Annotated in this window: 7 protein-coding genes; 6 read left to right on the top strand and 1 reads right to left on the bottom strand. The window is 71.2% G+C overall.

Annotated features, from left to right (window positions below):
* The first annotated feature begins 66 nt into the window (after nt 1-66).
* The 6 genes from M8J73_RS28950 to M8J73_RS28925 all read left to right on the top strand — a co-directional run bounded on the left by M8J73_RS28950 (nt 67) and on the right by M8J73_RS28925 (nt 9,219).
* A complete protein-coding gene (locus M8J73_RS28950) occupies nt 67-1,752 on the top strand; it encodes an extracellular solute-binding protein (protein WP_055542316.1) in 1,686 nt (561 codons plus the stop codon).
* Nucleotides 1,753-1,779: 27 nt separating this feature from the next.
* On the top strand, nt 1,780-2,817 hold the full coding sequence (locus M8J73_RS28945) for an ABC transporter permease (RefSeq protein ID WP_055542317.1): 1,038 nt from the start codon (nt 1,780-1,782) through the stop codon (nt 2,815-2,817).
* 38 nt (nt 2,818-2,855) lie between these two features.
* Entirely contained in the window at nt 2,856-3,836 is a 981-nt protein-coding gene (locus tag M8J73_RS28940) for a carbohydrate ABC transporter permease (protein ID WP_055542318.1), read from the top strand.
* Between the two features lie 313 nt (nt 3,837-4,149).
* Nucleotides 4,150-6,381, top strand: coding sequence for a sialidase family protein (locus M8J73_RS28935; RefSeq protein WP_249829270.1), 2,232 nt, complete (start codon nt 4,150-4,152; stop codon nt 6,379-6,381).
* Complete coding sequence (locus M8J73_RS28930; protein ID WP_249829269.1) at nt 6,378-8,366, top strand: beta-galactosidase; 1,989 nt, start codon at nt 6,378-6,380, stop codon at nt 8,364-8,366. The genes M8J73_RS28935 and M8J73_RS28930 overlap by 4 nt, the downstream gene beginning before the upstream one ends.
* 118 nt (nt 8,367-8,484) lie before the next feature.
* Nucleotides 8,485-9,219 carry a glycoside hydrolase family 12 protein gene (locus tag M8J73_RS28925; RefSeq protein WP_055540408.1) on the top strand — a complete coding sequence of 245 codons (735 nt, stop codon included), beginning with the start codon at nt 8,485-8,487 and terminating at the stop codon, nt 9,217-9,219.
* Nucleotides 9,220-9,337: 118 nt separating this feature from the next.
* Here the strand turns inward: M8J73_RS28925 and M8J73_RS28920 are convergent, their stop codons facing one another.
* Complete coding sequence (locus M8J73_RS28920) at nt 9,338-11,509, bottom strand: alpha-galactosidase (protein ID WP_055540409.1); 2,172 nt, start codon at nt 11,507-11,509, stop codon at nt 9,338-9,340.
* Between the last annotated feature and the right edge of the window lie 194 nt (nt 11,510-11,703).

Below are 11,703 nucleotides of genomic sequence, written 5' to 3'. Positions count from 1 at the left end.
ACTCAAGACACCGCAGCCGACGGCCACCGCCGGGTGTCCTGGTGTGCGCCATGAAGGGTTGACGCAATGACGCCGAACTCAGCCACCCCCTCCGCCCCGAGCCGGAGAAGCTTCCTCGCCTCCACGGCGGTCGCCACCGCCGTCGTCGCGGGAGGCGTCCCCCTGCTGTCCGCCTGCGGCGGCTCGCAGGAAGGCCGCAAGGAGGGCACGACGTCGGGCAAGGACGCCAAGAAGATCCTCCCGACGTTCGTCGCGTCGAACGTCGTGGCACCCGACATCCCGTCGAAGAACGGCTCGGCGGCCGGCTTCACCAAGGCGATCCCCACGGCCGACCTGAAGACCTCGGTCCCGAAGAAGCTGGGCAGCGGCGGCAGCCTGAAGATCATGTCGCCGTTCTGGGGGACCCCGCCCAAGGGCGACAACCCGTACTACAAGGCGATGAACGAAGCCGTGGGCGTCGACGTCACCTGGCAGAACCAGGACGGCATCACCTACGACCAGAAGCTCGGCGCGGTCCTCGCCTCCAGCGACATCCCCGACGTGGTGGTCGTGCCCGCCTGGAATCTGATGGGCAAGATACCCAGCGCCATCAACGCCAAGTTCGCCGACCTCGGCCCCTATCTCTCCGGCGACAAGGTCAAGGAGTACCCGAACCTCGCCGCCGTCCCGAGCGAGGCCTGGCAGCGCGCCATCTTCGGTGGCCAACTCCGCGGGATCCCGATGCCCGGCTCGTACGTCACGAACATCGCGCCCCTCTACCGCAGGGACCTCTTCGGGAAGAAGGGCTACGAGGTCCCGAGGAGCCCCGACGCGTTCCTGTCCTGGGCGAAGGAGGCCACCGATGCCAAGTCGAAGCTGTGGGCCTGCGACGACATGAAGTGGTCGGCGTTCCACATCTACGGCGTCTTCCCGGGCGGCGACAAGGAGCTGTGGTGGAACCTCGTCGACGGGAAGCTGGTCAACCGCGTCGAGACCGAGGAGTACCTGGAGGCCCTGGAGTGGACGCGCAAGCTCTACGCGGCCGGCGTGGTCCACCCCGACGCCCTCAACATCAAGGCGGGCGGCACCGCGGGCAACCGCTTCACCGCCGGGGAGGTACTGGTCTACAACCAGAACATCTCCGACTGGTGGGGCAAGACGGCCGAACAGCGCACCCAGAACCCCGACTTCGACATGGCCGCGTTCGACTACTTCGGCGCCGACGGCGGCGACCCCACGCTGTGGGCAGGCCAGCCTGCCAGCATCTTCACCTTCATCAGCAAGAAGGCGACCAAGCAGCAGATCAAGGACTTCCTCGCCCTCTGCAACTACTGCGCGGCCCCCTACGGCACCAAGGAGTTCATGCTCACCGCCTACGGTGTCGAGGACACGGACTACGAGACGAAGAAGGGCCTGCCGGTCAAGACCACGCAGGGCGTCAACGAGGTCAACGGCGCCTACGACTACACCGGAAACCCCGCACCGTACGTCGCCTACCCCGACCTGCCGGAGATCACCAAGGGCATCGTCGAGTGGCAGCAGCGCATGGGTGCCTTCACCAGGAAGACCCCCTTCTTCGGGCTGACCATCACCGAGCCCAACCGCTGGGCCAACCTCGCCGACAACTTCGAGCAGCTGGAGGACGACACCGTCCGCGGCCGCAAGAAGATCAGCGACGTCCAGCAGGCGGTGGCCGACTGGAAGAGCAAGGGCGGCGACAAGCTGCGCGACTGGTACAAGAAGCTGCTCGACGAGACCGGCTCGGCGAGCTGAGCCGGGGCCCGAGGCGAGGAGAAGGCCGTGTCCCACAGCACGGTGCCCCGGCCCGGGGCCGAGGCCAAGACCCCCGACCGACCCCCGGCGTCCGGTGACGCCGCCAGGTCACGGCCCCCGGGGGAGAAGCACGTCAGAAGACTGAACCTCCGGCTGAGATTCCGGCGCGACCGCACGCTGATCCTGATGACGCTGCCCGCGGTCCTGCTCCTCCTGGTCTTCAACTACATACCGATCCTCGGCAATGTGGTGGCCTTCCAGGACTACGACCCCTACCTCAGCGACAACGGCTTCGTCGCCATGCTGGAGAGCCCCTGGGTCGGACTGGAGCAGTTCGAGCGGATCTTCGCGGACTCGGCCTTCTGGCACGCGGTGCGGAACACGTTCGTGCTGTTCTTCCTCCAGCTGGTGCTGTTCTTCCCGGTCCCGATCCTGCTCGCGCTGCTCATCAACAGTGTGGTCAGGCCCCGGGTCCGGGCGGTCGCCCAGGCGGTGATGTACCTGCCGCACTTCTTCTCCTGGGTCCTCGTCGTCACCGTGTTCATGCAGATCTTCGGCGGCGCCGGCATCATCGCGCAGACCCTGCGCCAACACGGCGTCGACGGCTTCGACCTGATGACCAACCCGGAGACCTTCAAGTACCTGGTCACCGTCGAGATGATCTGGAAGGACGCCGGTTGGGGCATCATCGTCTTCCTCGCCGCCCTCTCCTCCGTCTCCCACGACCTCTACGAGGCCGCGGCCATGGACGGTGCCGGCCGCTGGCGGCGCATGTGGCACATCACCCTGCCCGCCCTGCGCCCGGTGATCGCCCTGCTCCTGGTGCTCAGGGTCGGTGACGCCCTCACCGTCGGCTTCGAGCAACTCCTCCTGCAACGCTCGGCCGTGGGCGTCGACGCCTCCGAGGTCCTCGACACCTACGTCTGGTGGAACGGCATCCGCAACCAGGACTTCAGCTACGCCGCCGCGGCGGGACTCATCAAGGGCATGGTCGGCGTGGCCCTCGTCCTGGTCGCCAACAAGGTCGCCCATCTCATGGGCGAGCAGGGGGTGTACAAGAAATGAGCGCACTCGCCGACAAGACGGCCAAGGCCAGGGCGGACATGGCGGCGAAGACGGCCAAGGCTGACAAGGCGGCCGAGACCGCTGATCCGGCCGACCGCCGACCGGCCGCGAGGAAGCCGGGCCGCTGGGCCGCCCCACCCCGCCCGGTCTGGGAGGAGGAACCCGCCAAGGCGGGGCTCGCCGGCAAGGGCGTCGCCCTGGGCTTCGCCTGCTTCGCGATCCTCTTCCCCCTGTGGATCGTCGTTGTCACCAGCCTCCAGACGAAGAAGACCATCGACGAGGCGGGCGGCCTGGTCGTCGTCCCCAGGAGCATCACCTTCGTCGCCTACCAGGAACTCCTCGGCGGCGGCCAGGTGCAGCGGGCCGCGCTGGTCAGCGTCGGCGTCACCCTCGTCGGCACCCTGTTCAGCATGACCGTCTCGGTCCTGTGCGCCTACGGACTCTCCCGCACGGGCTCGCTCGGCCACCGCTGGATCCTGATGACCCTGCTCGCGACGATGTTCTTCGGCGCGGGCCTGATCCCGACGTACCTCCTGGTCCAGGCACTCGGCCTCACGGACACCTATCTCGCGCTGATCCTCCCCAGCGCGGTGAGCGTCTTCAACATCCTGGTCCTGCGGTCGTTCTTCATGGGCATCTCCCCGGAACTCATCGACAGCGCCCGTATCGACGGCGCCGGCGACTGGCGCATCCTCTGGAAGATCGTGATGCCGCTGTCGAGGGCGGTCCTCGCGGTCATCGCCCTCTTCTACGCGGTGGGCTACTGGAGCGCCTGGTTCAACGCGTCCATCTACCTCACCGACCAGGACATGATGCCGCTGCAGAACGTCATGATCCAGCTCGTCCAGAAGCAGGAACGCCCCGTCGGCCTCGCGGCCCAGATCAACACGGGCCAACTCTCCCCGCTCGCCGTCCAGATGGCCGTCATGGTGATGGCCCTGCTCCCGGTCGCCGTTCTGTCGCCCTTCGTTCAGAAGCACTTCAAGAAGGGCATGCTCACCGGGGCGATCAAGGGCTGACCCGCACTGCCCGCCCGACCCCCGCCGTGTTCGGCCGTGCCTGTCACCCGGCCGAGCACGGCGGGTCCAGCGGCCGGGTGCCATCCGCCCGAGGACCATCCGGGTGCCTGTGTCAGCGGGGCTTCGCCCCGCCGAAGGGCCCAGCCCTTCCAGGGGCGCGGGGAACTGCGCGACCGGCCCCGAACGACCCGCGGTCGCCGTCCCTCCCCAGGCACCCCGAGCTCTCAGGCGCCGAAGCACGCCCTCCGACGCCCCCTTGAGCCCCCCGACGCCCCCCTCCCCCTGCCCCTTCCCGACGCCCCCGAGGTATGTCATGCGCACGCCCCATCCGAGCCGCCGCACCCTACTCACCGCGACCACAGCCGCAGCAGCCCTCACCGCCCTCCCCGCACTCACCACCCCGGCCCACGCCACCGAGGCCCGAAACGGCCCGACCGCCGGAGGCTACCGCTGGCGCACGGCCGTGATCGGCGGCACCGGTTTCCTCACCGGCGTCCTCTTCCACCCCTCCGTCCGCGGTCTCGCCTACGCCCGCACGGACATCGGCGGCCCCTACCGCTGGGACGACCGCAAGGCCCGCTGGACCCCGCTGACCGACCACCTCGGCTGGGACGACTGGAACCTTCTCGGTGTGGAGGCGATCGCCGTCGACCCGGCCCACCCGAACCGCGTCTACCTCGCCCTCGGCACCTACACCCAGCCCTGGGCCGGCTACGGCGCGATCCTCCGCTCCGACGACCGCGGCGCCACCTGGACCCGTACCGACCTGACCGTGAAGCTCGGCGGCAACGAGGACGGCCGGGGCACGGGCGAGCGCCTGCTCGTCGACCCCGGGGACAGCGACACCCTGTGGCTCGGCACCCGACACGACGGCCTCCTCAGGTCGACGGACCGGGGCGCCACCTGGGCGAGGGCCACCGGCTTCCCGGCCACGCCCACCGCCACCGGGCAGGGCGTCACCCTGCTCGTCGCCGCCGGCCGCGCCCTCTACGCCGGCTGGGGCGACGGCGACGGCACCTCCGCCACCGCCAACCTGTACCGCACGACCGACGGCACCACCTGGGAGGCGGTCCCCGGGCAACCGGCCGGCGCCTCCGCCAAGGTCCCGATCCGCGCCGCGTACGACCGGCACACGCGCGAGCTGTACGTGACGTACGCCAACGGGCCCGGCCCCAACGGCCAGTCCGACGGCAGTGTGCACAAACTGCGCACCACCAGCGGCAGGTGGACCGACGTCACCCCGGTGAAGCCGGGCGGTACGGCGGCCGACGGCTCCGCCGACACCTTCGGCTACGGCGGCGTCGCCGTCGACGCCCGCCGCCCCGGCACCGTCGTCGTCTCCACCAACAACCGCTGGGCGGACATCGACACGGTGTTCCGTTCCACCAACGGCGGCCGCACCTGGACCTCCCTCAAGGACTCCGCGGTCTTCGACGTGTCCGAGACCCCCTATCTCAAGTGGGGCGGCGACAAGCCGAAGTTCGGCTGGTGGATCCAGGCGCTGGCGCTCGACCCGTACGACTCGAAGCATGTCGTGTACGGCACCGGCGCGACCCTCTACGGCACCCGTGACCTCACGCACTGGGCCCCGCAGATCCGCGGCCTCGAGGAGACAGCGGTCCGCCAGCTGATCTCGCCCCCGGTCGGAGAAGCGCACCTGATCAGCGGACTCGGGGACATCGGCACGATGTACCACGAGCGGCTCACGGCGTCCCCGAGGCGCGGCATGGCGACGAACCCGGTGTTCGGGTCGGCGACGGGGCTCGCACAGGCCGCCGCGAAGCCGTCGTACGTGGTCCGCGCCGGCTGGGGGGACCACGGCAACGGCGCCTTCTCGAACGACGGCGGGCGGACCTGGGCGCCCTTCGAGACCCAGCCCGCCATCGCCAAGGACGCACCCGGACCGATCGCCGTCAACACCGACGGCAGTGTGCTGCTGTGGTCCTTCGTCCACTGGGACGGCACGAAGTACGCGGCCCACCGCTCCACCGACAAGGGGGTGACCTGGTCCGAGGTCCCCACCTTCCCCAAGGGCGCCACCCCGGTCGCCGACCCGGCGGACGCGACCCGCTTCTACGCGTACGACACCGACACCGGAACGCTGTACGCCAGCACCGACGGCGGCCGTTCCTTCACGGCGGGCGCGACCGGCCTGCCCTCGGGGGACAGCCAGTACAAGCTGGCCGCGGCCCCGGGACGCACCGGCGACCTGTGGCTGAGCACCAAGACGAACGGCCTGTACCGGTCCACCGACGGCGGTGCCTCCGTCACGAAGGTCGCCGGCTGCCGCGCCTCGCACGTCCTCGGCTTCGGCAAGGCCGCGCCCGGCGCCGCCTACCCGGCGATCTACCAGATCGGGGCCGTCGACAGCGTCACCGCGGTCCTCCGCTCCGACGACGGCGCGCGGACGTGGACCCGCGTCAACGACGACGCCCATCAGTGGGGCTGGACCGGCGAGGCCATCGCCGGCGACCCGAGGCTGTACGGCCGCGTCTACGTGGCGACGAACGGCCGCGGCATCCAGTACGGGGACCCGCTCCGATGACCGGGCGGCGGCCAACCGGGCCCACCCTCGCCGACGCCACCCGCGGCCGGCTCCTCTTCGGCGGCGACTACAACCCCGAGCAGTGGCCCGAGGAGGTCTGGTACGAGGACGTCCGCCTCATGAAGGAGGCGGGCGTCAACTCCGTCACCCTCGGGGTCTTCTCCTGGGCGAAGCTCGAACCCCGGCCCGGCGCACGGGAGTTCGGCTGGCTGGACACCCTGATGGACCTGCTGCACGAGCACGGCGTCGGGGTCGTCCTCGCCACCCCCACCTCCTCCCCGCCGCCGTGGATGGGCCGCCTCCACCCCGAGACCCTCCCGCGCGACGAGAACGGGCAGGTCGAGTGGTGGGGCTCCCGCCAGCACTTCTCGCACTCCAGCACCGTCTACCGCCGCTACGCCGCCGCCATCACCGAGGACCTCGCCGCCCGCTACGGCTCCCACCCCGCCCTCACCCTGTGGCACATCAACAACGAGTACTGCACCTACGACTGGGGCGACGAGGCCGCGACCACCTTCCGCGACTGGCTGCGCCGGAAGTACGGCACGCTCGACGCGCTCAACGAGGCCTGGGGCACGGCCTTCTGGAGCCAGGGCTACGACGGCTGGCACGAGATCCTCCCGCCGCGCCGCGCCCACTACATGAGGAACCCCACCCATGTGCTGGACTTCAAGCGCTTCACGAGCGACATGCTCCTGGAGTGCTACGTCATGGAGCGCGACATCGTCCGCCGGCACACTCCCCACATCCCGGTCACCACCAATTTCATGCCGCTGTGGGTGGGCCAGGACGCCTGGCGCTGGGCCGAGGAGGAGGACGTCGTCTCGGTCGACCTGTACCCGGACCCGCGTGACCCGCTGGGCGCCCAGCACGGCGCACTCGTCCAGGACATGACCCGCTCGCAGGCGGGCGGCGGCCCCTGGATGCTCATGGAACAGGCCGCCGGACCCGTGAACTGGCGTGGGGTGAACCACCCCAAGCCCCGGGGCCTGAACCGCCTCTGGTCCCTCCAGGCCGTCGCCCGCGGCGCCGACGCCGTCTGCTACTTCCAGTGGCGGCAGTCCCGGCAGGGCGCGGAGAAGTTCCACTCCGGGATGGTCAGCCACGCGGGCGAGCGGGGCCGCACCTTCCAGGAGGTCAAACGGCTCGGCGCCGACCTCGCCGCGATCGGCGCCGAGGTGTCCGGCCGGCCCCTCACCGCCGAGGTCGCCGTGCTGTTCGACTGGAACTCCTGGTGGGCCGGCGCGCAGGACGGCCGGCTGTCGTCCGAGGTGGACCTCCCCCGGGTCGTCCGGGACTGGCACCGCGCCCTCTGGGAGGCCCACCTCACCACCGCCTTCGCCCACCCCGAGCACGACCTGTCGGCGTACCGGCTCGTCGTCGTCCCCCAGCTCTACCTCCTCACGGACACGGCGATCGAGAACCTCCTCGCCCACGTCCGCGGCGGCGGCACCCTCGTCTGCGGCTTCCTGACCGGAGTCGCCGACGAGGACGACCGGGTCCGACCCGGCGGCATGGACGCCCGGCTCCGCGAACTCCTCGGCATCCGCACCCTGCACGAGTGGTGGCCGCTGGACGCCGGGGAGGACGTCCGCTGCGACGGCTTCCGGGGCACGCTGTGGTCCGAGGAACTGGAGGCGGCCGACGCGGACGAGGTGATCCCCTACCGGGGCGGTGAACTCGACGGCCTTCCGGCGGTGCTGCGCAAGGGGCGCGCCTGGTACGTCTCCACGCTGCCCGAACCCGCCGGGCTGCGCGCGCTGCTCACCGGGATCGCCGACGGCGCCGGGGTGCGGCCGGTGCTCGACGGGCTGCCCGACGGGGTCGAGGCGGTGCGCAGGGGAGACGTCCTCTTCCTGCTCAACCACGGCCGCGACGAGGTCACCGTCGATGTGCCGGGCACCCACCGCGACCTCCTGACGGGCACCACCGTCACCGGCCCGCTGTCCCTCGGACGGTACGGGGCGGCCGTGCTCACGCCATGACCGACTCCGAGCTTTCTCCGGCGCGACCGCTTCGACCGGTCGCCGGAGAAGACCACGTCCTCCCCACAGGGGCGTGGTGATCCTCCCCGCAGTTCCCCCCACCCATGGAAGGAAAGCCATGGCACTACGCACCCGCACCCTGAGCAGGATCGGCAAGGCCCTGCTCGCCCCCGCGCTCGCGCTCGGCGCCACCGTCGGTCTCGCCGCCGCCCCCGCCTCCGCCGCCGTCTGGAACAGCTGTGACCAGTGGGGCAACACCAGCCTGGGCGGCTACACGCTCTACAACAACATCTGGGGCGGCGGCGCCGGCAGCCAGTGCATCTGGGCCAACTCCGGCACCAACTGGGGTGTCTGGGCCAACCACCCCAACACCGGCGGCATCAAGTCGTACCCCAACTCGAAGAAGGTGATCAACAAGTCGATCACCTCGCTCGGTTCGCTCAACAGCGACTACAACGTCACGGTCCCGTCCTCGGGCGCGTACAACACCTCGTACGACGTCTGGGACACCGACCACGACTACGAGATCATGCTCTGGGTCAACTACAACGGCGCGGTCGGCGCGCTCGGCGACTACCAGGGCAACGTCACGCTCGGCGGCCACAACTGGAACGTCCACAAGGGCCGGGTCTACCGGAGCAACGGCACGTACTGGGACGTCTTCTCCTTCCTGCGGACCGCGGACTCCACGTCCGGCTCGGTCCAGATCCTGCCCGTCCTCAAGTGGCTCAAGGACACCAAGGGCTGGATGGGCAACGAGACCATCGGTGACGTGCAGTTCGGCTTCGAGGTCACCTCGTCGTCCGGCGGCCTGAACTTCCAGACGAACAACCTGACCGTCAGCAGCAGCTGAGCCATCCGCCCGAGCCGGTGCCGCACCCCCGCACGGCCCCGGCTCGGGACCGTCCGCCCTCGCACAGCCAAGGCTCCGGTCCGTGCGCCCTCGTACGGGACCGGCGGGCGGCGGCCGTTCAGTCGGTCCCGGCGTGGAGGCGGATCAGCACGGCGGTCGGTGTGCGGGGCAGCGACACCCGCAGCGCGTGCCCGTCCCGGTCCCAGACCGCCGAGCCGCCGCTCCCCGCGGACGGGTGCAGGATCTCCGGACGCACCTCACGGCCCGCCAGGTGCCCGACGGGCAGCGACACGTCCGCCTCCCCGCCGCGCCGCCACACCGACACGTAGGACGGCCCGTCCGGCACCCGCAGGCCCAGCGCCAGCCACGGGTCCGTCCACCCCGGCAGACCGAGCGGCCAGAAGGGCACGGCCCGCGCCAGGTCCCCGCGGATCGACGTGTACGTGTCCACGGCGTCCCGGACGAGGCCGAGTTGCCGCTCCGACATCCGGTTCAGATGGCCGGAGAGGTGGATGCGGCCGAGGAGCGCGCCGCCGAGGGTGAACCCGATCAGGTCGTCGTCGAACCCGGGCTGCGGATACGCCCAGACGGCGCCCTGTTCCGGTGGGACCGCCGTCGGCGCGGCGGCGGCGATCGCGGGGAAGCGCAACGGGTCCTGCTGGTCGCTGAGGGACTGGAGCTGGGCGACGGCCAGGGTGGCACCGTCCATGCGCATGCCCCCGGAGGCGCAGTTCTCGACGACGAGACCGGGGTGGCGGTCCAGGACGTCGGACAGCCACTCCAGGTAGGCGTGGGCGTGGCCGAGGAGCCCGGCGCCGGGGGAGAGGTCGCCGGGGGCGCGGGTGCCCGGGTCGACGACGATGTTGTAGTCCAGCTTCAGATAGCCCACGCCCCAGTCGCCGACGATCCGGTCCACCGTCCTGTCGAGATGCGCGCGGGCGGCGGGGTGCCGCAGGTCGAGCTGATGGCGGCCCTGCTCGGTGATCCGTACGCCGTCCCGCTGGAAGAAGGCGTCCGGGGGGAGCGCCGAGGCGACCGGGCTGTGCACGCCGACGACCTCCGGCTCCAGCCACAGCCCCGGCACCATGCCGCGCTCCCGGATCCGGTCCAGCACGGCCTCGATGCCGCCGTCGGGGAAGCGGCGCGTCGACGGCTGCCACGCGCCGACGCCGTCCCACCAGCCGCCGTCCACGGTGTCGTCGTACCAGCCGGAGTCGATGCAGAAGTACTCCGCGCCCGCGCGCGCCGCCGCGTCGATCAGCGGCAGCAGCTTCTCGGTGGTCGGGTCGCCCATCAGCGTGTTCATGTAGTCGTTGAAGACGACGGGCAGCGCGCCATGGTCCGGATGCGGCCGCCGCACGGCCCGCCGGTACGCGGTCAAGACCCCGAACGCCTCGTCGAGCGCGGACCCCTTTCCCGGGCGGGGCACCCCCGCCTGCGCCGACCCCGTCGCGACCGCCGCCCACACCGTCGTGAACTCCTCGCCCGGCGCCAGCCGTACCCGCCACTGGTGCTCGGCGTCCGTGGGACCGTTCACCGCGAGGTACGTGCCGTGCGCGCGTTCGCCCAGGTCCCAGCGCCAGCCGGCCGGTGACTCCACCTGCCACACCCAGGCCCGACCACCGCCCCGCTCCGTGAGCGCCCCCATCGGCAGATGGCCGTCGGTGGGCCAGCTGCCGCGCCCGGTGAGGGTGAGCGCGGCCCGGCTGTCGTGCTGGTGGGCGTCGACGCCGATGTCGGCGACGGTGTCGCGCAGCGGTTCGGCGTACCAACGGCACTCGGCGAGCCAGTCGTTGCGGGCCCGGTGCACGTCGAGGACGTCGGGGGAGGGGAGCCCCCCGAGGAGGAGGCTGCTGACGGACTGGACGACGAGGGGGTCCGTGCCGTCGTTGCGCAGCCGCACCCGGGAGCGGAGCACCGGCAGCCCGATCGGGGAGGTCAGCTCGACGAAGGCGGTCAACGCCGTCACCGGGTCGTGGAGTTCGACGGTCAGCCGCGCCCAGTCGGAGGAGCCGGCGTCACGGTGCCCGCGGTACGCGAGCCGCGACCCGAGAGCCGTACCGGTGAACCGGGGCCCGGACCAACCGCTCCCGTGCCCGACCGCCGTCAACTCGACGAGGGGCAGGGCGACCTCCGGATCGACGGCGGCCCCGGCGGGGCCCAGCCGGACCAGACGCGGAGTGCCGTCCGCCGCCGCGGCGAACTCCGCGCGCAGCGCCGGATGCCCCCAACTGAACGTCGGGGATGGGGTGGTGAAGCCGTCCGCCGTCCGATCCGCCGTACCGGTCAAGTCGCTGCTCCTCCCGAGCCGCCGCGCTCGCGCACGCCGCCCCCGGGCCGTCGCCGACGGGCGGTCCAGTTCCTCGCGGGGGGCGTCGCTCGCGGGAATCCCGCTTGACGTTCTCTTGACCGCCCGCAGTGTGACCGGTCACAATCGTGACATGAATGTGACCGGTCACACAAGGCGTCCCGCGAGCATCCGGG

It is taken from the genome of Streptomyces neyagawaensis, assembly GCF_023516595.1.
Taxonomy (GTDB): Bacteria; Actinomycetota; Actinomycetes; order Streptomycetales; family Streptomycetaceae; genus Streptomyces; species Streptomyces neyagawaensis.
This window is presented reverse-complemented; position numbering and strand designations above follow the sequence as displayed.